General features: G+C 48.4%; 17 protein-coding genes. 6 read left to right on the top strand and 11 right to left on the bottom strand.

What is annotated here, in order from left to right; all coding sequences use genetic code 11:
* Positions 1-184: 184 nt before the first annotated feature.
* The 3 genes from murI to QUB30_RS12755 all read right to left on the bottom strand — a co-directional run bounded on the left by murI (position 185) and on the right by QUB30_RS12755 (position 5,405).
* Positions 185-1,024: a glutamate racemase gene (gene murI / locus QUB30_RS12765; protein ID WP_333333699.1), complete on the bottom strand. Its 840-nt coding sequence runs from the start codon at positions 1,022-1,024 to the stop codon at positions 185-187.
* Between the two features lie 152 nt (positions 1,025-1,176).
* A complete protein-coding gene (locus QUB30_RS12760) occupies positions 1,177-2,967 on the bottom strand; it encodes an N-acetylmuramoyl-L-alanine amidase (protein ID WP_333333697.1) in 1,791 nt (596 codons plus the stop codon).
* A 1,415-nt stretch (positions 2,968-4,382) separates the two neighbouring features.
* Positions 4,383-5,405: an alpha/beta fold hydrolase gene (locus QUB30_RS12755; protein ID WP_333333695.1), complete on the bottom strand. Its 1,023-nt coding sequence runs from the start codon at positions 5,403-5,405 to the stop codon at positions 4,383-4,385.
* Positions 5,406-5,820: 415 nt separating this feature from the next.
* Here QUB30_RS12755 and infC point away from each other — a divergent pair, with 415 nt between their 5' ends.
* The 3 genes from infC (at position 5,821) to QUB30_RS12740 (ending at position 10,279) form a co-directional block, all read left to right on the top strand.
* On the top strand, positions 5,821-6,357 hold the full coding sequence (infC, locus tag QUB30_RS12750) for a translation initiation factor IF-3 (protein WP_006635262.1): 537 nt from the start codon (positions 5,821-5,823) through the stop codon (positions 6,355-6,357).
* Between the two features lie 268 nt (positions 6,358-6,625).
* Complete coding sequence (locus QUB30_RS12745; RefSeq protein WP_333333692.1) at positions 6,626-9,667, top strand: HEAT repeat domain-containing protein; 3,042 nt, start codon at positions 6,626-6,628, stop codon at positions 9,665-9,667.
* A gap of 135 nt (positions 9,668-9,802) precedes the next feature.
* Positions 9,803-10,279, top strand: coding sequence for a cyclic nucleotide-binding domain-containing protein (locus QUB30_RS12740; protein ID WP_333333690.1), 477 nt, complete (start codon positions 9,803-9,805; stop codon positions 10,277-10,279).
* Positions 10,280-10,501: 222 nt separating this feature from the next.
* On the opposite strand, the gene QUB30_RS12735 is transcribed toward QUB30_RS12740, so the two are convergent.
* Positions 10,502-10,846: a DUF4870 domain-containing protein gene (locus tag QUB30_RS12735; RefSeq protein WP_333333688.1), complete on the bottom strand. Its 345-nt coding sequence runs from the start codon at positions 10,844-10,846 to the stop codon at positions 10,502-10,504.
* Between the two features lie 99 nt (positions 10,847-10,945).
* On the opposite strand from QUB30_RS12735, the gene prfC reads away from it, so the two are divergent.
* Complete coding sequence (prfC, locus tag QUB30_RS12730) at positions 10,946-12,574, top strand: peptide chain release factor 3 (RefSeq protein WP_333333686.1); 1,629 nt, start codon at positions 10,946-10,948, stop codon at positions 12,572-12,574.
* An 88-nt stretch (positions 12,575-12,662) separates the two neighbouring features.
* Here prfC and QUB30_RS12725 read toward each other — a convergent pair whose 3' ends face one another.
* Both QUB30_RS12725 and QUB30_RS12720 read right to left on the bottom strand, forming a co-directional pair.
* Positions 12,663-12,989, bottom strand: a complete 327-nt coding sequence (locus tag QUB30_RS12725) for a type II toxin-antitoxin system RelE/ParE family toxin (protein ID WP_333104331.1) — start codon at positions 12,987-12,989, stop codon at positions 12,663-12,665.
* Positions 12,986-13,249 (bottom strand): prevent-host-death protein, encoded by a 264-nt coding sequence (locus tag QUB30_RS12720; RefSeq protein ID WP_333333684.1) that lies wholly within the window; start codon positions 13,247-13,249, stop codon positions 12,986-12,988. Before QUB30_RS12720 ends, QUB30_RS12725 begins: the two co-directional genes overlap by 4 nt.
* A 391-nt stretch (positions 13,250-13,640) precedes the next feature.
* Here QUB30_RS12720 and QUB30_RS12715 point away from each other — a divergent pair, with 391 nt between their 5' ends.
* On the top strand, positions 13,641-13,910 hold the full coding sequence (locus tag QUB30_RS12715) for a hypothetical protein (protein ID WP_333333682.1): 270 nt from the start codon (positions 13,641-13,643) through the stop codon (positions 13,908-13,910).
* 263 nt (positions 13,911-14,173) lie between these two features.
* On the opposite strand, the gene QUB30_RS12710 is transcribed toward QUB30_RS12715, so the two are convergent.
* The 5 genes from QUB30_RS12710 to QUB30_RS12690 form a co-directional block, all read right to left on the bottom strand.
* Positions 14,174-14,587 (bottom strand): PIN domain-containing protein, encoded by a 414-nt coding sequence (locus QUB30_RS12710; protein WP_333333680.1) that lies wholly within the window; start codon positions 14,585-14,587, stop codon positions 14,174-14,176.
* Positions 14,584-14,934, bottom strand: a complete 351-nt coding sequence (locus QUB30_RS12705; protein WP_333333678.1) for a hypothetical protein — start codon at positions 14,932-14,934, stop codon at positions 14,584-14,586. The genes QUB30_RS12710 and QUB30_RS12705 overlap by 4 nt, the downstream gene beginning before the upstream one ends.
* A 143-nt stretch (positions 14,935-15,077) precedes the next feature.
* The gene (locus QUB30_RS12700) at positions 15,078-15,413 is read right to left on the bottom strand and encodes a DUF5615 family PIN-like protein (protein WP_333333676.1); all 336 of its coding nucleotides are present in this window, start codon (positions 15,411-15,413) and stop codon (positions 15,078-15,080) included.
* Entirely contained in the window at positions 15,413-15,643 is a 231-nt protein-coding gene (locus QUB30_RS12695; RefSeq protein ID WP_265239574.1) for a DUF433 domain-containing protein, read from the bottom strand. Before QUB30_RS12695 ends, QUB30_RS12700 begins: the two co-directional genes overlap by 1 nt.
* Positions 15,644-15,968: 325 nt before the next feature.
* Positions 15,969-18,905 (bottom strand): hypothetical protein, encoded by a 2,937-nt coding sequence (locus tag QUB30_RS12690; RefSeq protein ID WP_333333674.1) that lies wholly within the window; start codon positions 18,903-18,905, stop codon positions 15,969-15,971.
* A 284-nt stretch (positions 18,906-19,189) separates the two neighbouring features.
* Between QUB30_RS12690 and QUB30_RS12685 the strand changes: the two genes are divergently transcribed.
* Positions 19,190-21,679: a zinc metalloprotease HtpX gene (locus QUB30_RS12685; protein WP_333333672.1), complete on the top strand. Its 2,490-nt coding sequence runs from the start codon at positions 19,190-19,192 to the stop codon at positions 21,677-21,679.
* Positions 21,680-21,914: the final 235 nt, after the last annotated feature.

Here is a 21,914-nt window from a genome sequence, read left to right as displayed (position 1 = left end):
CTGAATAGCTCCAGCACATACAGGACATTATTTGCATTGTTTATCAAAGCTTTTGTTGCATTTTATTACAGATTGATGTGTAATTGCTAGCTTTGAGCGCAATAATTAAACCCCCCAGAGCCAGCTTTACCTGGGTTTTGGGGGGTTAGATTAGCTCCATCAAACAACCAATAAATTTTCGGGATTATTCTGCCGATTCCAGCGATAGAGGCGCTCGTACAACTGTCGGCAGGGATATTTTCTCAACAGCAGGAGTACAACCTAGCCACTGCACCGACAAGTCCGCAAACTGCTGCGGAGGGCCGCTCACGCAAAAACGAGTCGGCAGCGCAGTACCAGAATTCCGCAGCCCCAAAACCTCCAACTCTCTAGCAGCAGCAGCCACCACCCGCACCGCAGGATCGATCGATGTCACCCCAGCAGGCAAAAGCGAGCGCAGCACCGGAGCCAACAGCGGATAATGAGTGCAGCCGTAAATCAGGGTATCGATGCGCTGCTGAATCAAAGGAGCCAAATATTCGCGAGCCACCTCACAAGTATAAGGGTCGTGAATCCGGTTTTGCTCCACCAGCGGCACAAAAGCCGGACAGCTAACCTGCCACACCCGACAAGAATCGTCCATTTCCAAAATCGCATTTCGATAAGCATTGCTAGCAGCCGTAGCAGGAGTTGCGATGACCCCGATCCGCTTGCCTTGCTGCACCGCCGCCTGCGCCCCCGGCAGAATTACTCCCAGCACCGGGATATCAAATTCAGCCTGCACCATCTCCATCGCCAAAGCAGAACTGGTGTTGCAGGCCATAATCACCATTTTCACATCCTGTTCCACCAACCAGGCCATAATTTCGCGGACAAACTCCACAATTTCCGACGCTGCGCGAGTGCCGTAAGGCAGCCTTGCCGTATCTCCAAAATAAAGTATCGATTCGTTGGGCAATTGTAGGTACAACTGGGTCAAAACAGTCAAACCGCCCACGCCGCTGTCAAAAATACCGATTCTTTGTTGTCCAGAGTCTGTTGTCATTTGTTAGTTGTCAGTTGTCAGTTGGCAGTTGTCACTTGTCACTGGGCACTGGGCATTGGTCAGTTGGCAGTGGTCAGTTGTCAGTTGCTACCAATAACAAATAACCAATTACCCCTTACCAATTACCCATTACCAATCCCTCCGGCAATATATTATCTTTGTTGAAGATAAAACAAAATGCCGCGAGCGATCGAAGCTGCCATTTGACTGCGGTAAGCTGGGTCAGAAAGCCTAGCAGCATCCTCAGCACCCGTGACAAAACCCACCTCCAGCAAAACAGAAGGCATAGAAGTCTTCCTCAAAACATAAAATCTCGCCTGCCGCACCCGGCGGTCAGTCGCCCCCGTCCCCTGCAAAATACTGCCGTGAATCACCCGGGCCAAATCTTCCCCGTTATTGAAATAATAAGTTTCAATGCCGCTAATGTCGGGCCTACTCATATTAATCGCATTAGCGTGAATGCTGACAAACAAAGTAGCATTCACCCGTTCTGCCAAAGAAACTCTCGGTTCCAGGTCGATTTCGCTGTCGTCAGTCCGAGTCATCACCACCTGCACCCCCTGCTGTTCCAGCAGCCTCGCCACCTGAAACGAGATATCCAAAACAATCTCCTTCTCCTGAATGCCTTGAATCCCGACTGCCCCGGGATCGCGGCCACCGTGACCCGGATCGATCGCTACCACAGCGCGGCGGTTAGAAGCTTGGGGCAAATCGCCGGTGCCGACACTGCTTCTGGGCAAAGGTTGCAGGCTAGGAGTGCGAGTCACAGACGGCTGCGCGCTAGCATTCGATCGCAACTGCAAAGACAGCAACTGCGAGCTCTGCCTCGTCACCCTGCCTACCTGTACCCCCGATCGCGGCTGCACCCAAATCACCACAGTCTCCCCGTCTTCTTGGCTGGCAGTAAACGATACAGGACTGTTGGCATCGAGCTGAGGAATTTCCCCCGCCAGGGAACTAGAGGCGATCCTGATCCAGTAAGCTTTCGACGCCTGGTCCCACCCGCTGGTATAGGAGACTTGGCGGTCAGTTCTCACCACCAGTTGCGTGCCGTTACTGGCTAAATCAATTGACTGAACTCTCGCCAAACTACCTTGTGCTTGTCTCGCCGGAGGATCTACAGCCAGGCGGCGGGAAACCGAGGGCTGTCTTACACTTCCAGGCAATAGCACAACCCCGCCCAAATTGCTCACAGACGCCCGCCACTGAGAATTAGAACTCTTCATCCGTAAAGTCACGCGGGTAACGGGCGGGTCTGTTGGCAGTTGCCGGACTTCAATCTTGTCAACCCCGTGCTTGCCGTTCGTTTGAGGCTGTTGGCTGCTCAGGCCCGGAGCTAAAGTAGCTCCTTCAATATCGAGGGTGGCAATGTCCCCGGCCCGACTTTGTTGAAAATTAATTTGGGGCCTGCCGCCCGCCGTGCCGACTAAAAAACCGTCCGCCGTCACCTGAACGTTCTGAACTACAGTCGCCTCTGCCGACTGGGCTTGGGGTGCTGAAGGTTCAACCGATAACCTTTCTCCCCCGGGATCTGAAATCGAATTTTCCGTTCCTCCCCGCACCGGCGTTGGCAAATCCACCGTCCACTCGCTCGCAGAAATCCCCCGGAATTTTACTTGCTCAGGATCTAGAGTAAACCCGTCTCTGATCTCGACCACAATTCTGGTGGTATCGTCGTCAAACTGCCCTACCCGTACCGATTCGATCGCCCCTGAGAGCGGTTTGCTGACCGAGGGACGACCCAGACTCGTCCCCGGCAAGTCGATTACCAAGCGCGTCGGGTTGAAAATCAGTTGAGCCTTGGGTTGTACTCCCCCATCTGTTGTAATGTAGAGCCGGTTCTCTGAAGCATCAAACCGCCAAGATTGCAGTCTAGCTGCTTCGGCGGCTCCGGCGAGCAAAAATACACTTAAGAAACTCGGTAGTAGCCAGTGGAATTTCACGACAGTTTTTTCCTCGTTTGCGTTACTGCCAAAAGCTGGAAGGGCACTGCTTGCCCGATCGGCTTTCAGCAGTTAGCCGCCAGCAGACCGGGGGCTGGGAGCCGTCAGTTGTTGGCTAAATTGACTTTTTTATGCGTTAACAGGCTCCGAAATGCCTGATTGTGGCATTTTTGAACTTTCCCGTATAGTTGGGGGCGATCGGTTATAAGCTGACTGAAAGATTGTTGGCACAAGGGAAGGTATTTATTTTTAGGAGCAAGAAACAAGGTGTTTCTTGAAGCTAGAAGGTACAAGTTAGAATGTAGAAATTTACCGTTTTTCAAGAGAGGGGTTTCATAGCTCTTTAATATTCGCGAAGCTTGTTACGGCAACGGTTATAATCCGCTTTACATTTGCGTTTTGTTCTAACTTTTCCTAAACTACCTCGATAACTTAACAACTTACCTCGGGAACAATCCGGATTTCCAAGATTTAGGTAACTTTTCAATGCCGCCAAATTTTAGTCCCCGACAAAATGGCATTTTCTTTGGGAAAACCCTTTTTGCTGACAGCTTGACAGTTAAATAGAACTACATAGCGCCCCTGCTCTCTTTTTTTCGGGATTTTTTAGTCAGGCATTTTCGGTGCTGCTTAAAACTTAGTTGGGGCCTCGCGATCGCGCCCGCCAATTTGACACTATGATAGCTAGTCCATGTTTTCAGCAGTAACCGGAGAGTTTTGTGTGTTACTTGGGCGGGTAATGCTTTGTCATTTACACTCTTTTTGAGTGCACGATCGACAGCCAGAGCATTGGTTGGTTGACCTGAGAAAAAGTTTTGACCGTCGGTAGATCTAGTTATGGCAGTTGGAGAGTTTTTTCGATCGCAAAGACAATCGATCGGCTTCTGGGTAAAACCTGTGATTTGGTTTGATGACTTGCCTTTCGACTAACTGCATAACAGGGATGTGTACTACCAGTTAGAGAAGATACACTATCTTGGTGATTGTGTCAATCTCTGACTTTCTCACAACAGCAACCATCAATAACAGTAGATAGATGACATCACAGAAAGACGGAGACTTACTTTCCAGCAGGAGTCGCCCACAGCAAAAAAGTTGTTTAGGTTCGTTCAAGCCTCCAGATAGCGGTTGTGGAGTCAATCTCGAACCTCAAATCGACTGACTCTCAAGAGAGGGAATTTTTGTAATATAGCAACCGCCCAGACGGTTAGGACATTCTTAATTCCTGAAACATAAGCGGTCGATTGCGCCTTCCCCCGGACTTCTTTTTACCCGGTCAGCTTCGCCGCTATAGCCTTCAACATCTGCTGTACCATACCACCGGGTGCGATCGAGTTCTAGCAACTTTATTTTTGAGGGGGATCGATACCCGCAAGTTATTTTTTTCCATTAGCAACGCACTGCCCTGTGTCTAATCAACAGCGCTGCAATTTGCTCTTGCCCGCAGGTACAAAATTCCGCTTCATCCAGTTCAAAATTGCTTGATTTACTTGTTCGGGGCATTCATCCTGGGGACAGTGGCCCGCATTATCTAATTCAACTAGCTCTACATAATTGGGATTGCATTCAACAAATTGGTGAGGTCGGGCGAACCGAGGGGGAATCATCCGGTCTTGTTTGCCCCAAATTAACAGCATCGGGATTGCTAAATTTCGCATTACTGTCTTGACACTGGGGCAAAACTGTGAGCTGCCTACAGCTTTAAATAAAGCGCAGAAGGCGCGGGCCGCTCCCCGATCGCCCGCAGGCCCTGCTAGAATTTCTACTAATTCGTCGGTGACAGCTTCGGGGTTGGAGTAGGCAAAGCCAACCCAGCGGCGGACAAAGGAAGGCTTGCGGGCAAAATAAAACAAAGGCCTGAGTACGATCGGGGAAACAAACAAACTTTCTACAGCTTCGATCGCCGGAAGCAGCCATCCGGGCACGGCCTCGGCTCGCACAGAGGGGTCTGGGAGGCTAATCATCACCGTGCCGGCCACCATGTCCGGGTGAGCCGCCGCTGCCGCCAGACAAATCAGCGAGCCGATCGAGTTTCCTGCCAAGACTACCGGCTCTCTGATAAAAGTCTGCCAAAAATCATAAACTTGATCTACCCACAAAGACACCGAGTAGTTGACCGGAGCTTTTTGGGAAGCGCCAAACCCCAACAAATCCAAGGCGTAAACCGTGTGGTTTTCGGCAAGGAAAGCGAGATTTTGCCGCCAGTGGCCGATCGAAGCTCCAAACCCGTGCAGTAAAATAATCGGCGTTCCCGATGCGGCCGGGGCAATTGCCTCTGCCGTAGAATCTTGAAATTCGATCGCGCCTTGATTTGGCCCCAAAGCAGGTCGTAAATAAGTGTAGCGAGTTTGCCAACCCCGCCACATCCAGTCTCGTTGAGTTCCCACCCGTTGGTGCCACAGCAGAGAATTTGTCAATTGTGCCTCAGCTCGTAACATAAATTTACACTTGCTTATACCTATTCTACAAGGCAAATCCGGCGACTTGGGGGACTTGCCAGACCGGGCGAAATGGGGTAAAAAAGCCGTTTTACCTCATCCTTAACCTTTTACCCTGAATTTTTGGCTGTTTTGTCATCAATAGGGCAAGCGGGCGGGCGCTCGTGTGTGAAGTTAAAATAAAACTAGACAGAAACTCAGCCAGACTGAGTAGAATAGCAAGTATTGTAAGACTTCATTTACGATCGTCCAAATATTCCCCAAAGATGAAGCTGAGGGGAGAGAGGGCGCGGTACTACGTCCGGTAAGGGTAACATCTTACAAAACAGTTCGATCGTCCAACTGAAATATTGGCCCTTCAAAGCTGTAACTATCAAGAAGCTTCGCTATTAAACTACTGCTTGTAAAACCATTCATGCCTGTGATTGAAAGAAGACAAAATCGCAATCTACCCCAGATCAACGAAAACATTCGATACCCCAAAATCCGGGTAATCGATACCGACGGCGCGCAACTAGGGATATTGACGCCTGCAGAAGCGCTGCGCCTCGCCGAAGAAAAGGAACTCGATCTCGTACTTGTCAGCGACAAAGCTGACCCGCCCGTATGCCGGGTAATGGACTACGGGAAGTACAAATTCGAGCAGGAAAAGAAAGCGCGAGAAGCAAAACGAAAGCAGCACACTGCCGACGTGAAGGAAGTGAAGATGCGCTACAAAATTGAAGAACACGACTACCAAGTGCGCCTCAAACTAGCAGACCGCTTTATCAAATCTGGGGACAAAGTAAAAGCCACGATCATGTTCAGAGGTCGGGAAATCCAACACAGCAACCTAGCAGAGGACTTGCTCAAGCGCATGGCAACAGATTTGCAGGAAATCGCAGAAGTGCAGCAAGCCCCCAAAAAAGAAGGACGCAGTATGATGATGCTGCTGTCGCCCAAGAAAGTATAAATAGATAGTCCACCGTCATCAGTCATCAGTCAATAGTAATAGACTGGTGACGGTAGACTAATGACCCCGCCCAAAAACGGATAGAAGTTTCCGACTCCTGTCGCGGAGGGCAAAAAATTTTAGACCCTAGTTCGACCTCCCAGATTCATCTGTGGAGTAAATCTAAAATCTAAAATCTAAAATCTAAAATCGACCGACTGGCTCGCTCTCGCCTGCCGGATGTCGGTGAAAGGCTACCAAAAATGGGGATATTAACGCACTCTTAAGCATGGAAAATTTTCAAATCAGCGCTTGGGCGGGAGCAGGACAAAGAGTGCTACGATCGCTCAACTTGCGATCGGAAGAAGTAGAGCGAACCGTACTGATGTTCTTCGTCTACACTCTAACCTCCGTCGGGCTGATCTGGCTGGAACTCAGCACAGTAGGTCTGTTTTTAGACGAGTACGGTGCCGACAAAATGCCCTTTATCTACATAGCCAGCGCCTTTATCGGTTCTGGCTTGGGATTTGTCTACTCGTGGCTGCAAAAAATCCTGCCGCTGAGGCGCACCGTCGTAGTGGTTCTGGGCATGATGTCGGTACCGCTATTTTTGTTTCGATTCGGCATCGGCTACGAAAATACTAAGATAGCTGGCATCAGCATCGCTTTTATTACTATTTTTTTGATGTGGCTGTGGGTGGAAGCTTGCTATGTCCTCAACGACCTCAACACTTCCATCACTTCCAACCAACTGTTTAACATTAGAGAAATCAAGCGCACCTATCCGCTAGTCAGCAGCGGCTATCTAGTGGCTGGAGTAGTCAGCGGGTTTTCTTTGCCTGTTTTGCTGCACTTAGTCGGACTCAAAAACGTTACCCTCATATCGGGGTTGATGGTGGCGACAGGCTCGGTTTTACTCTACTACCTAACGGAAAAATACCGCCAAGCATTCCCGGAAACAGCTCACTGGACGGATGACGACGAAGACGAGCAAGAAGAATTTACCGCCCGCAAAGTTACAGGCCCGCTCCAAAAATACGCCGTACCTCTAGTCAGTTTCTTCGTCCTCGCAGAAGTCCTCTACGTCCTGGTAGATTTCCAATTCTACAGCCAGCTAGAATACCAAAACCCTGGGGACGGAGCTAGCTGGATCGCTAGCTTCCTGGGCATTTACGAAGGCATACAAGGCCTGTTTCAAGTGGCGACTCAGTGGTTCGCTTCGAGCCGGTTGGTGGAAAGAATCGGTGTATTCGTGACGGCGATGATTTTGCCGGCGGGTATCGCGATACTCGGGGTGCTGACCATAGGAGCATCCCTCGGCCAGCTAGTATCTGTGTTCATCGGACTGATATTGCTGAGATTTTTAGACGAACTGCTGCACTACACGCTGCTGGAAACCGTTAGTCCGGTTTTATTCCAACCAATTCCCGACAATATTCGATCGGGCATTCAAACTCTAGTCAACGGTGTGGGCGAACCTTTGTCCTGCGGAGCTACAGGGGTCGGCATCCTGATTATGCTGTGGGTGACACAGAAGATACTCCCCCAGCAAGAGGAAAAGGCATTTCACGACCAGCAAAGCTTGATATTTATTGGCGCGATCGTAATATTGGCTCTGTTGTGGGTGTTTGTCGTATGGCTGATCCGGTCTCAATACGTGGGTTTGTTGGTCAAAAGTGCGGAGCGGGGGCGCTTGGGCGTCACAGACGTTGACCTCAAAGCTCTCAAGCGCGCAGTGGTGGAAACTCTACAAAAGCCGGGGGGGGAAGATGAAAAGCGCTCTTGCATAGAACTCCTGACGCAAATTGACCCCAAAAATGTCGGAGAAGTTCTGGCTCCCCTCCTCGATTCGCTGTCCCCAGGTTTACAGCGCCAGAGCTTGGAAACGATGCTGCAACACCCGAACCCCGCATATTTAGATGCTGTCCGCGCACTCTCGCAGCAATCCTTGCCGCCGGAGGTGCTGGCCTTGGCTTTGCGCTACATCTGGCTGACGGAAGCTGAACCCAATATTGAGAGCTTGCGGCCTTACTTGCAGCCGACCGTCGATCCGGTGGTGCGGGGTACGGCGGCTGCTTTAATTATGAGAAGGGGCGATCGCCAGCAAAAGGCAGAGGCTACTAACACCCTGCGCCAAATGCTGACGCACAAACAAGAGCGGGAACGTGTTATGGGGACGCGGGCTCTGGGAGAGGCTGATTATTTGCAAGGACTGCGGCTGCACATCCCCAATCTGTTGCAAGATGAATCTCTGCGAGTGCGCTGCGCTCTGTTAGACGTGATTTCGTCTACTCATTCGGAAGAATATTATCCTTCGCTGCTGCGCGGACTCGGTTACAAATCGACTAGGGACGCGGCTTTGCAGGCTATAGTCAAACTTCACAACGATGCCATTCCTTTGCTCGTGTATTTGGCTGAGGATATCCACAAGTCGGATTTGATCAGGTTGCAAGCTTGGACGGCTCTGGGTCAAATTGGGACTGTGGAGGCGATCGACATTTTGGTCAGCAATTTGATGACGGCTTGGGGAACTACCAGGCGCAACATCCTCCGCATCCTGTTGAAAATGCCCTCAGAAGCGGGGATAGAAGGGGTTCTAGACCGCATCGGCCGCAGCGGCTTGGAAACTCTCATGGAACAGGAGCTAATGTTTATCGGTCAAATTTATGCAGGTTTGGTAGATTTGTCTGGGGTAACAACCTACGGCAATTTATCCGATCGGGATGCCAACAGCACCGGAGCACCTGGCAACGATACGGCTCAATTGTTGCAGCGGGCTCTGGCGGGATTGGAAGCTGATGCTAAGGAGCGGTGTTTTTTGCTGATGAAGTTTCTTTATCCGCTGGACACCGTACAAGCCGCTGCTTTCAACATCGCTTCGGGTCAACCTTCTTTGGTTGCTAGGGGATTGGAAATTCTCGACAATACTGTGGATATAGCTAGGAAGCGATCGCTGATCAATTTGTTGGATCAGCACTCGGAAAGAGAAAAATTGACCAATCTCTCCGAATTGATGGTTTACAAACCTCTAGCCCCTAGCGATCGCTTGCGCCGCTTGCTAGAATTGCGCCACTTCCTTTCAGATTGGGCCTTGGCTTGCTGCTTTCACTTGGCAAGGGAAGCGCGCTGGAGCCTTACTGCTCAACAAACTCTCGTCTGTCTGCAGCACCCGACGGGTTTTGTCCGCGAAGCAGTGTTAGCCTATTTGAAAATAGCATCGCCGCGGGCTTTGGTCGAATTGTTGCCCAGGCTGCAAAATGACCCCGATAATTTGGTATCCGCTCAAGTTGAAGAGATGATGGCCGAGTTGGGGGCTAGCCCAAAAAGGTAAAGTTAGTTAGTTGTCAGTTGGCAACTGGCAGTTATTAGTTGTCTGTAAACAGTTAACAGTTAACAGTTAACTGTTAACTGTTTTTATTTCCCTTCTCCTTCCCCTTCCCCTTTAAATTAATCACTGCATCGCATTATGTTAACCAGCGTCGAACGCCTATTGTTGGTCAGGGAGGTTCCGATTTTTAAGGAACTGCGGGATGATTTTCTCGTGCGTCTAGCATCGGTAATGGATGAACTTTCGTTTCCTTCCAAACACAGGATTTTTACGGAAGGACAAGAAGGTCGATCGCTCTATATTTTGGTATCGGGAACGGTGCGGGTTCATATAGGCGATCGGGATTTGGCACAGTTGAAAGGAGGAGCTTGTTTCGGGGAAATGTCGCTGTTTGATGCGGAACCTCGCTCGGCTTCTATTTCTACTCTGGAACAATCGGAGTGTTTGATGCTGACTCAAATGCAGCTCTACGATGCTATTGATGAGACGCCGGGAATTGCTGTTAATATTATTCGCTTGCTGTCGCGCCGGATTCGCGAGTTGAATCAAAAGTTGAATGCTAAGGAGGCAATTATGCCGCCTACAGAGACTGCGAGAGTTGCTGAAATGCGATGAAATTTGGGAATTGGTTATTGTGTTTCAGGCGAGCTGTAATTCTGCAAAATTTATCTTCTCTAGGATGCCCAATGCGTACCTTAAGAATACGAAAAATTTCTATGGAGAGGGTGAGCGCAGCGCACATTACAATCACTTTTTGGTGAGTTATAAAACAATTAAAAACCCGGTTTCATTACGAAATCGGGTTTTTGTAATCGATGCTGAAGGGCGATTTATTGTCTAAACTATTCGGAAAATAAAAGGGTAGCGGTAAGGTGTGTTAGGCTCTTGCAAAACGTGGAGGATAGCCATTATTGTCAGTCCCCAGTGCAGCAGATAACCTATTGGTACTAGGATAAAGCCGGCCAGACCGAAAGTGACGACAGTTAACACCACAATCACGGTGCTGTACAGCCATACATTAAGGTGAAAATTGATCGCTTCTGTGGCGTTTTCTTTGACCACTGGGTCATCTGATACTAACAATACAGCGATCGGCGCTCCGATCGAGAACACTAACGTACTGAAAAAAATCGCCCCGTGGCACACCAGTGATAGCAGCTTTCGCTTGTCAGAGTCGTACATATTACTTTTCCTTGACTTTAGTGATAATTTTACCTTTAATAGCAACTGTAGCACAGGCTATAATGGCGATCGGGTGATGATTCCCCTACCTAATTTGTGATGACAACTGAACTCGAAACTGAACTGCTAACTGCTGTTGAGCGCCGGCGCAACTTTGCTATTATCTCGCACCCTGACGCGGGTAAAACTACTTTGACAGAAAAGCTGCTGCTGTACGGAGGTGCAATTCACGAAGCAGGTTCTGTGAAAGCGCGGCGGGCTCAGCGACACGCTACCTCTGACTGGATGGCGATGGAACAGCAGCGGGGAATTTCTATTACTTCTACTGTTTTGCAGTTTGAGTATAAAAAATATCACATTAATCTGCTCGATACTCCGGGACACCAAGATTTTAGCGAAGATACTTATCGAACTCTGGCGGCGGCTGACAATGCGGTGATGCTTGAGGATGCTGCTAAGGGTTTGGAACCGCAAACTCGGAAGTTATTTGAAGTTTGTAAGCTGCGAAGTTTGCCTATTTTTACTTTCTTTAATAAGCTCGATCGCCCTAGCAGAGAACCTTTGGATCTGTTGGACGAAATTGAGAAGGAATTGGGGTTGCAGACTTATCCGGTAAATTGGCCCATAGGTACGGGCGATCGCTTTAAAGGTGTTTTCGATCGCAGGGCGCGCAAAATTCACTTATTCGAGCGGGCTAAACACGGTTCTCGCGCTGCTGTTGATACTGTCATCGAATTGGGCGATCCGCGCATTGAAGATTTGTTGGAACAAGACCTTTACTATCAGCTCAAAGAAGAGTTAGAACTGCTGGATGAGTTGGGAACTGAACTCGATTTAGATTTAGTTCGGGCTGGAAAAATGACGCCTGTTTTCTTTGGCAGCGCGATGAGCAATTTTGGGGTAGAACTGTTTTTAGATGCGTTTTTAGATTACGCTATGAAGCCGATCGCCCGCAAGAGCACCGCCGGAGATTTGCCGCCAACTTATGAAGACTTTACCGGGTTTGTGTTCAAATTGCAAGCGAATATGGACCCCAGACACCGCGATCGGGTGGCGTTTATTCGGGTTTGTACGGGCAAATTTGAAAAGGACATGAACGTGACTCACGCTCGCAGCGGTAAAACGGTGCGTTTGTCAAGGCCTCAAAAGTTATTTGCTCAGGATCGCGAGTCGATCGAGGTTGCATATCCGGGCGATGTGATCGGTTTGAACAATCCGGGGGTATTTGCGATCGGCGATACTATTTACACCGGCCAAAAACTGGAATACGAAGGGATTCCCTGTTTTTCTCCCGAACTTTTTGCTTTTTTGAGAAATCCCAATCCTTCTAAGTTTAAGCAGTTCCGCAAAGGCGTTTCGGAGTTGCAGGAAGAAGGCGCAGTGCAAATTATGTACTCGGTGGATGAGGCGAAACGCGAGCCAATTTTGGCGGCTGTCGGACAGTTGCAATTTGAAGTTGTGCAGTTCAGAATGCAGTCGGAATATAATGTGGAAACGACGATCGATATGTTGCCTTACAGTGTAGCTCGCTGGGTTGACGGCGGTTGGGAGGCGCTGGAAAAAGTTGGGCGGCTGTTTAATACCGTGACGGTGAAAGATACTTGGGGAAGGCCGGTTTTGCTGTTTAGAAATGAGTGGAATTGCCGACAGGTGGAAGGGGATCATCCTGTTTTGAAGTTAAATGCGATCGCCCCTGTGGTTTCTGGTTTGGCTGTTAGCGAGGAGTGAGATTACCGCAGGCAAAGGACACAACACTGTTGTGTCCATACAAATGATATTTATTCGGCTTAAATACGCCGGATATAAGAAGTTACAATCACGGATCTAACAGTTTTTCTAAGATGGTGTAAATGTCTTTTTTGTCACCATCTTTACGTCTCCCTAGTCCCACGACAACAACTAGAACTCGATCTTGTTCGACTTGATAAACTATACGATAGCGCTGTCCAACAGCTCGGATGCTGCGAAATCCTGATAGGTTATCTACAAGGGCTTTGCCTTGCTTTTGTGGTTCTACTTTTAGTTGATCGATGCGATCGCGCAATTTTTCCTGTTCTCGTCGATCTTTGACTGCCTCCAACATTTCCAGTGCCAGTGGCGTAAGCTGGATCTCATATTCGATCGCATTTTCTTCGTGATTCATAGTCCCAATTTTGCTTTGGCATTTTCCCAGGGAATAGTTTCCCCTTGGCGTGCTTGGGTGATGCTTTGGCGCAATTTGGCAACGAATTCTGTATCGGTGAGAATATCTAAGGTTTCTAACAGTTCAGTCAAATGCGTGTAGCTGATTGCAGCCATAACGGGAACGCCATCTTGAGTGATGATGATAGGCTCATTGATAAGTTCTTGGGGTAGGTTTGGAAGCTGCTGCTGTGCTTGGGCAATGGTGAGTCGTTTGGACATGGTTGTACTAAAGCAACATTACTTTTAATTTAGCATTTCGGCCCAACTAACTGGTTTCCAGCCGCTGACGCTGGTAACGAGTAAATCCAAAATCTAAGATCCAAAATCTAAAATCTAAAATCGGTTGACGAGGGCCCCCCTCTGCGGCTACGCTTTGAAGTGAGAGGTTGCTTTGCTTGTAGAAGAGGCAGCCCGCGTCGCCCAAAAATCTAGTTGCACTGCCCAAAGCTGCGCTAACAGCAATGGACAGCTAACCGCCAAACTGTACAAGGCAGTCTGGAGGCTAACGGAGTATCTTAACATCCTCTGTAGCCGCCCTGCTATGTGTTGAAATGCGGGGCGGCTGGGTTTTTGGGTTTTTCTAGAAAACCCAAAACCAGGAGAACATATTATGTCACAGGAATTCGTGCCTGACGACAACAAATTCGATCGCCCAAATGACGACTCAGCAGCAGTATGCGAACAGGAAGTGGTGCTGTTAACGGTTGTCGGTTCGCCCAAAGGTGTCCGGGAAACCATACTCACTTTGTACCGGCTGGGATTTGCAGAAGTGGGCGATTGGAGTCCCGTACAGCGTGCGGCGAATCCGAAGCAGGTGATGAGCGTGCTGATCCGTCGGAAGCGGGCTGAGGGTACATCGCCGAGACAATCTGGGCGGTAAGCTGCAAGGTTAAGTCGTTTTTAGGGCTTACGCATGGGGCCGAGAAACCGGGTTTTTACGAGAATACTTGGTTGTTACCCACACATTCGGTAAAAAACCCGGTTTCTTTGTCGGAGTGCGTAAGTCCTATTAATCTGATATCTTGCACGATTATCAACTACCTGTTTAGGAACGGGCAAGATGCCCGTTCCACAAAACTCAATTTTATTGTGGAACGGGCATCTTGCCCGTTCTTAACAATGGTGCAAGATGTGAGATTAATCTTATTCCAAACGTTTTAATAACTCTTGAGGTGATAGAATTGGTAAAGTGGAACCAGCGAAATCTCCTGCATCGCGGGTTACAATCGCCTCTAGGTTATCTGACAGCGCACAAGCTAACTGTACGGCATCTTCAAAATCCGTTAAATTGGATGCAAATGCTATTTCCAAAACGTCGCGATCGACGGCAGATACTTTCATTAATGCTAGTGTTTCAGCAATAGCTTGACTAGCGCGATCGAGGCTGCGAGTTTGCCTTCTGACAATATAGAAGATATTTGTTAAGGTTGTTGCCGTTACATATCCCTCAATTTGCTCATTTTCGATCGCCTCAAATAAAGCATCAGCATCTTCTACAAACGGTTCTCGTTCTAGCAAACTATCGAGGATAATGTTGGTGTCTATTAATACCTTCATTTTAGGTATTTCTCCACCAAACGTTCTTCTAGCATGGCTGCCACTTCGGCATCTGTTGGAGGTGGCGTATCGGTTTTTGCTAGCCCTCTGAGTCGCTTGGCCGCACCTTTGCGATCGGGCCGCAATCTGAGTTTAATTTCGGCATCTGTTGCGGGTGGTGCATCAGTTTTTGCTAGCCCCGTCATGGGTTCCACAAAGTCATCTAGCAGAGGTTGGCGAGGTCTGAGTTCCTGTCTGATGGACTCAACAATCGCGTTGACTAGAGCTAATCTGTCGGTAACTGATAGTTTGTGGGCTTCTTGGCTTAATGGCAGCCAAGGAATTTGCGGTATTTGGGATTCGTTCATATTTTTTATATTTTGATATTTTCTGGGTCTATATTAGCAAATTTGGGACTTACGCGCGGTTAGCCAGAAACCGGGTTTTTTCGAGAATTCTTGGTTGTGATGCGTAGATTCGGCCAAAAACCCGGTTTCTTTAAACGTTTTTATTAAAACAAACTGATAATACCGCTATTAGGAGTGTCACTTAAAGCTGCGATCGCATCATAGTTCTCTCTTAGTAGCCTCTCGATATCCCGCGTCGAGCAATTTCCGCGCCGTATCCAAATTACCTTGGGAGGAAACCCCAACAATAGACTCAATTCGCTAAAATCGGCATCCTTGGTAACGACAATATAGTCATGCTGACGAGCATACTCCCAAACTTCGCGATCGGGTGCGGTAGGTAATCCAATTGCATCAACATGAGCGGAATTCGGATAAATATCAGCAAGGAGATTGACAAGACGAGGAGAGAGATTTTGGTCAAATAACAGTAGTTTCATCACCCAACAACTAACATAAACTGTTCTCGTTTAGCTGCGAAACTCAAGCAAGCTAAAATATCCTGTTGCGTGAGATAGGGAAAATCATCTAGGATTTCTTGATAAGTCATCCCAGAAGCGAGATATTCCAACACGTCATAAACGGTAATTCTCATACCTCGAATACAAGGTTTACCACCTCGCTTACCCGGTTCGATCGTAATGATCTTAGCGATGTCTTGTTCTGACATGGCATTTTTCCTTTAGCTACTGTTTTCAATTTTAGCATCAAAAAATAGGAATTGATTCACCGATCGCACGGGTGGCCAGAAACCGGGTTTTTTCGATAATTCTTGGTTGTGATGCGTAGATTCGGCCAAAAACCCGGTTTCTTTGAAGGCTGACGGGCGAATGGCCAGAAACCGGGTTTTTCCCTTGAATACTTGGTTGTGATTCGCAGATTCGGCCAAAAACCCGGTTTCTTTGTCGGAGTGCGTAAATCCTGTGAACTTTCGGTTTAAGTTAACTGGACACATCCTCCTCCTTAATGTCGCGTCTTTACTCATTTCGATCGAGCTAACTGCTGACAGTATCATCACCCAAATTATTGAGAGATTCTTGCAGCGAATCGCGCATATTGCGAACCCAATTGCGGTTAGGAGCAATGGCTAAAGAGCGATCGAACATTTCCAGCGCCTCTTGCCAATTCTTGAGTGCTTTCTGTCTCTCAGATAATTTTTCTTGCAAATCACCCAGACATCGCAGCGCATTCCCTTTGTTGGTGAGAGCAGCGATATCATCCGGTGCAATAAGTAACACAGAATTATAGGCAGCCCTCGCCTCAAAGTAAGACTGTTTTGCAGCCTCAAATTCACTTAGCTGTGCTTGCAATTCACCCAGACCTCGCAGCGCAATCCCTTTGTTGTTGAGAACACCGATATCATCCGGTGCAATAAGAAAAACTGAATTCAAGGCAGCGATCGCCTCAAAGTAAGACTGTTTTGCCGCCTCAAATTCACTTAGCTTTGCTTGCAATTCACCCAGACTTAACAGCGCCTTCCCTTTGTTGTTGAGAGCACAGATATCATCCGGTGCAATAAGTGAAGAAAAATTACAAGCAGCGATCGCCTCAAAGTAAGACTGTTTTGCCGCCTCAAATTCACTTAGCTGTGCTTGTAATTCACCGAGACCTCGCAGCGCATTCCCTTTGTTGTTAAGAACACAGATAGCATCCGGTGCAATAAGTAAAGCAGAATTCAAGGCAGCGATCGCATCAAAGTAAGACTGTTTTGCAGCCTCAAATTCACTTAGCCGTGCTTGCAAATCACCGAGACTTCGCAGCGCATTCCCTTTGTTGTTGAGAGCGTTGATATAATCCGGTGCAATAAGTAAAGCAGAATTATAGGCAGCGATTGCCTCTGAGTAAGAAAGTTTTGCAGCCTCAAATTCACTTAGCTTTGCCTGTAAATTACCCAGACATTTCAGCGCGATCCCTTTGTTCTTGAAAACGTCGATATCATCTGGTACAATAAGTAAAGCAGAATTCAAGGCAACAATCGCATCAAAGTAAGACTGTTTGGCCGCCTCAAATTCACTTAACTTTGCTTGCAAATCACCCAGACTTTGCAGCGCATTCCCTTTGTTGTTGAGAGCATTGATATCATCCGGTGCAATAAGTAAAGCAGAATTATAGGCTGCAACTGCCTCTAAATATTCCTGTCTTGCCTCTACATATCGAGCCAACCAAGCATAGTAATTTCCCTCCGATCGCGAAACTCTACCAAACCAATAATCACTTTTAATCCACAACTCATCTCTAACTTCCAGCAGCGCCTCGCATTCCTTATAGCGACTCTTTCTCAAAGCTTCATCAAACACCTCTTTCCATTCTTCTACACCCCGCTGCCAATCCAAGCGATTAGCATGAAAAATTGCCTCCGCCGCATTCCCCACTTCTCGGTAATGCTGCTCTAAAAAATCATGAGCTTTGCGAGTTTTCGGATTATCCCGGTCGGCATCCAAACGCCGCAATAAATCGTGAATCCGATACCAGTTATCCCCCCGCTTCTGCGATTTCCACACAAAGGAAAAACCCGTCAACATCTCAAAATTTGCACTGCTTGCATGGAAGTGGCAACCAGCTCCCAATTTTACGTACAAATCCTCATCAAAAGCGCGGCCAGCACTCAGCGAATGCACGGCAGATCGCACTTCGCGATCGACATAACTCAGCAACCGATCTGTTAATTCCGCAGTCTTGTTTTCCAACTTCGGAATCCGCGCAAAATCCGACGACAGCAACTCAATTCCCCGCCTTCTTTCTGCCAGCACCGCATCCGCGCACAAACCCAAATAAAACGGATGTACCTGCAAATTCTCCAAATTATCAGCGGGATTGACGCTGGCATATTTAATTACAGCATCTGCCAAATCTGCCTTGTCAATCTCCACTTTGTGCAAGTAATCCCTCGCATCATCCGGCGACAAATGCCACACCAATTGTGCATCTATATAATCGGCGGGAATCGGAAACTTCGACGCATTCGGCCACCGCAATTGCGTCACCGGACAATCTCGCCCCGCCACAACAACTACAATCCCCAATTTGTAATCCAATGCCCTCAACAACCGCCGAAACCACTCATCTTGATACCAAAAAGTTGCGCCTTGAGAATTGCGTTTTTCATCCCACATTTTCTCGTGAGTATCGAACAGCATCACGAGGCGATCTGGTTTATTTTTGCCAGCCATTGCCGCATTCAAATCCTTCGCAAACAATTGCGGCAAACAGTCGGTTAACTCAGTATCAATATCCTGACGGCGAATTTGATCCGCCTTTTCATCGCTGACACCCAAGCGATTTTGAATTAATTTCATCGCCCGCTTAATCCCGCCGAATTTATCTATCCCTTTGAGTACCGCCACCGCTTGCGCCACCACCGGAAAATCTGCAAAAGTTTCAACTATAGGTGCCACCAATTCCGCCACATCATCGGGGAAAAGTTGGTTGAGAGTTGCCTGTGATTCGCCTTTGTTCAGCAAATACCAAAAGCAAGCAAAGTCATAATTGGGAAATTTAAATTTATATTTCTTAGTTGCTGCTGCAACATTTCGCCGCAGCATCAGCAAGCCGTAAAATCTATCTTGCGGTTTATCTTCTTTAATCGGTATCAATCCGAAATCGTGTCTGACTGCGGGGATGGGAGTGTAAGTTTTAGCTGCTGCATAGCGGACGGAATTAGCAACTTCGGCGGCTTGCGATTCTGGGAGTTCGCGCCATTGTTGCCACACATTCGGTGCAAATCTTTTGCAGCAGTGAAACTCCAAGTGTTTTAGCAGCAAAGACTTGCCGTTGCCTCCAGCCCCGAAAAAATACAAAATTTGTTCCGGAGGCGGGTCTTCGTTTAAATAAAAGGCAAATCGGCGGGTAAATTCGTGTCTGTCGGTGAAGAGTTGGAGTTTGCGATCGTCCCCGATCGATTCGCTTTCAAAATCTTCGTCGTCAATTGGCATAAGTGTGCGGGTGAGGAGTTATTTTATTATACCAATGGGGGATTGAAGTTGGGCATAGATATCAATTAGGGGCGAGCGCATTTAGGGCATATGTTAAAACTGAGATATTGCACCCTTCTCAATCAGCTTTTGTGAACAGGCAAGATGCCTGTTCCACAAGAAAATTTATCTTTTGTGGAACAGGCATCTTGCCTGTTGCTGACAATGGTACAAGATGTGAGTTAAAACCGTAATCGATCGACCAGCCAAGTTATCTTAGAAAGGACGCTAGCGAAAGCACAGTCATGGCACCTTCCACTAATCCAAATCCGGCGGATTCATCTGCAAAACAGTCTCTAGAGGCTGGGCTAGCAGCTTTGAAACAGCAGGATTACCCCACCGCGATCGCCCTTTTAGAATCCGTTACCCAAACCGCAGCTAATCAACCGTCGGGAATCCGCGCGCAGATGGGGTTGGTGGCTGCGTACAAAGCAACCGGTAATGTGAAAGAGGCGATCGTCCTGTGCTCTTCCCTCGCCAAAAGTCCTAACTCTCAAGTCAAAACTTGGGCCGATCGCGCTTTAAAAGAATTAACCCCCCCTCGCCCCCCAAAACCACCGGAAAATAAACCAAAATCCGCAGAAACTCCCCCCGAAACAGGCTTTGTCGCCTTTGATGCAGCAACTAAATCGCCGAAAAAATCGCTTGGGGGCGATCGACCTACCGTAGACAAAAAAACAGGATTTTTACCTTTAGAGTCGGCTGTAGAGCCTGGAAACGCCAAATCGCAACCGATTTCCCCGCCACCTCCACCCCCCACAGGCCCGACTTCTGAACCGGAAAACTCGAGCGAAACCGCACCCGATACCGCAGAAATTAGTGGCGAAAATAGTTCCGGTTCCCCAACAGATATCCCCGGATTCGCCAGCCCAAATACTTACCAACTCACTTGGCGCGAAGCAGGGCGCGTCGCGAAAAGCCCGCGCCCGCTCAAACCGCTGAAGTTGCTGGAGTTTCGGGTGCAAGCCGTTGCAAGTGCGATCGCCCTATTTTTCCTAGGCCGGTTTGTCCTGCAATTCCTGCTGACAAACACTAATTCTCTATTAGTTCAGCTTTACATATTCACTAGACTGCCTATTTTCGCCCCGATTCAGCTTTTTTACCGCGATCCAACTCCGTTTGTTCAGATGGTTTTTGGATTGCTTTTGGCCTCGTCTCCCTGGCTTATAGACGCGCTGCTGAAACTGTTTTGCGGCATCGAAACTCTGCGCGGATCAGTTTTATCCAAGCACAGCAAGGAAGCTAGTCGGGTACTGCGAAGTTATTGTACCAAGCAAAATATGCCGGTGCCGATGCTGAAACTCTTGCCGCTGAATGTTCCTGTAGCTTTCAGTTACGGCTGTTTGCCCCGTTTTGCTCGGATTGCTGTGAGTCGCGGGCTGTTGGAACAGTTGACGGATGAGGAAATTGCTACTATTTTCGCGCGGGAGTTGGGCCATATCTCTCACTGGGATTTTGCCCCGATGTCCCTGGCGCTGCTGGTGATTCAGATTCCTTACTTAATTTATTGGCAGGTGGCGCACTGGCAAGAGCGGTTGTGTGATTTAATGACGATCGAGTTTTTGCGTTCTGCTGTCAAATTTGTGGCCGCTGCAATTTCTGCTACGAGTTATGGGATTTATAAGTTGTTCAGGTGCCCGATGTTGTGGCTGTCGCGCCGCAGAGTGTATTTTAGCGATCGCACTGCTGCAGAAATTACGGGCAATCCTAACGGTTTGACGCGGGCACTGGCTAAAATTGCGATCGGCATTGCTGATAATATCGAACAGCAAAAACAAACTAGCTTTTTCCTGGAAAGTTTCGATCTATTGTTACCTGTAGGTGTTGGACAAGCTGTAAGCCTTGGTTCTGCTGCATTACACGCGCCGCTGGAACAGATTTTGCTGTGGGATGTCAGCAATCGGGAGCGCAATTGGCTGACGCTTAACCGCGCGCATCCTTTGCTGGGAGAGCGTTTGAAGCTGTTGGCCCTCTATGCTCAATTTTGGCAACTGGAGACTGAGTTAGATTTGGCAAACGCGGGAGTGCAAGAACAACCCAGGAAAGGAAAATTGTCTCTGTTTAAGTCAATACTCGAATTTAAAGACTCAAAACTATTTTTACAGGGTGCGCCGTTTTTTGGAATTCCGATGAGTTTGGCGATAGTCGGCGTGCTTTGGCTGATTGGCTGGATTTTTTCGAGGACGAGTATCTGGCAGTTGGATTGGCTTTGGGGCGATCGATCGATTCTTTGGGGGTGTTTGCCGATCGGATTTAGCATCGGTACTTTGATGCGGATCAATTATTTCTTCCCCGACATTACACCGCGAGAAACCGCTTCGCCGAGTTTGCCGGAAATTTTGTCAAATCCCGAGAGTTTGCCGCTGGATGCTGAACCGGTGCGGCTGGAAGGCCAACTTTTGGGTCGATCGGGTATGAATAATTGGCTGGGACAAGATTTGATTTTGCAAACGGCGACGGGTTTGGTGAGGTTGCACCATGTTTCGAGGTTTGGCTACATTGGCTCTTTGTGGCCATTTTTGTTCAAAGAGACTACTCGCCCCAGCGATTTGATCGGAACATCTGTTGTGGCGACTGGTTGGCTGCGCCGGGGTGCTACTGTGGCGATCGACCTTGAAAGTCTCCGCAGTCAAGGAGGGAGGGTTAGTGACAGCGGACATCCGATTTGGTCTGCGATTTTGGCTTTTGCTGCTGCTTTTTGGGGCGCATACATCATTATCCAGGGCCCACGGTGAGGAATAGTTGTCCGATTGTGGTGTGAATCGCTCTCAACGCGCAGCCAGGATTAGTTTTGAGTTAAACAGCGGAGGGGCGATGTTCTCGTTGCTGGTGGCGCAGCCTACTATTCATTGGTGTCAACGTAACGTCAAACGTAGTACCAGTCTGGTGTTTGACGATTAGGGTTCGATCCCCCCTAGCCCCCCTTTATAAGGGGGGGACAAGAAATATGCTCAAAGTCCCCCTTATTAA

The organism is Microcoleus sp. BROC3 (assembly GCF_036702515.1).
In the GTDB taxonomy this organism is placed as follows: domain Bacteria; phylum Cyanobacteriota; class Cyanobacteriia; order Cyanobacteriales; family Microcoleaceae; genus Microcoleus.
This window is presented reverse-complemented; position numbering and strand designations above follow the sequence as displayed.

Coding starts and splice junctions, on each gene's coding strand:
- murI (WP_333333699.1), bottom strand. CDS start 1,024: ATGACAACAGACTCTGGACAACAAAGAATCGGTATTTTTGACAGCGGC.
- QUB30_RS12755 (WP_333333695.1), bottom strand. CDS start 5,405: ATGTTACGAGCTGAGGCACAATTGACAAATTCTCTGCTGTGGCACCAA.
- infC (WP_006635262.1), top strand. CDS start 5,821: ATGCCTGTGATTGAAAGAAGACAAAATCGCAATCTACCCCAGATCAAC.
- QUB30_RS12745 (WP_333333692.1), top strand. CDS start 6,626: ATGGAAAATTTTCAAATCAGCGCTTGGGCGGGAGCAGGACAAAGAGTG.
- QUB30_RS12740 (WP_333333690.1), top strand. CDS start 9,803: ATGTTAACCAGCGTCGAACGCCTATTGTTGGTCAGGGAGGTTCCGATT.
- QUB30_RS12735 (WP_333333688.1), bottom strand. CDS start 10,846: ATGTACGACTCTGACAAGCGAAAGCTGCTATCACTGGTGTGCCACGGG.
- prfC (WP_333333686.1), top strand. CDS start 10,946: ATGACAACTGAACTCGAAACTGAACTGCTAACTGCTGTTGAGCGCCGG.
- QUB30_RS12725 (WP_333104331.1), bottom strand. CDS start 12,989: ATGAATCACGAAGAAAATGCGATCGAATATGAGATCCAGCTTACGCCA.
- QUB30_RS12720 (WP_333333684.1), bottom strand. CDS start 13,249: ATGTCCAAACGACTCACCATTGCCCAAGCACAGCAGCAGCTTCCAAAC.
- QUB30_RS12715 (WP_333333682.1), top strand. CDS start 13,641: ATGTCACAGGAATTCGTGCCTGACGACAACAAATTCGATCGCCCAAAT.
- QUB30_RS12710 (WP_333333680.1), bottom strand. CDS start 14,587: ATGAAGGTATTAATAGACACCAACATTATCCTCGATAGTTTGCTAGAA.
- QUB30_RS12705 (WP_333333678.1), bottom strand. CDS start 14,934: ATGAACGAATCCCAAATACCGCAAATTCCTTGGCTGCCATTAAGCCAA.
- QUB30_RS12700 (WP_333333676.1), bottom strand. CDS start 15,413: ATGAAACTACTGTTATTTGACCAAAATCTCTCTCCTCGTCTTGTCAAT.
- QUB30_RS12695 (WP_265239574.1), bottom strand. CDS start 15,643: ATGTCAGAACAAGACATCGCTAAGATCATTACGATCGAACCGGGTAAG.
- QUB30_RS12690 (WP_333333674.1), bottom strand. CDS start 18,905: ATGCCAATTGACGACGAAGATTTTGAAAGCGAATCGATCGGGGACGAT.
- QUB30_RS12685 (WP_333333672.1), top strand. CDS start 19,190: ATGGCACCTTCCACTAATCCAAATCCGGCGGATTCATCTGCAAAACAG.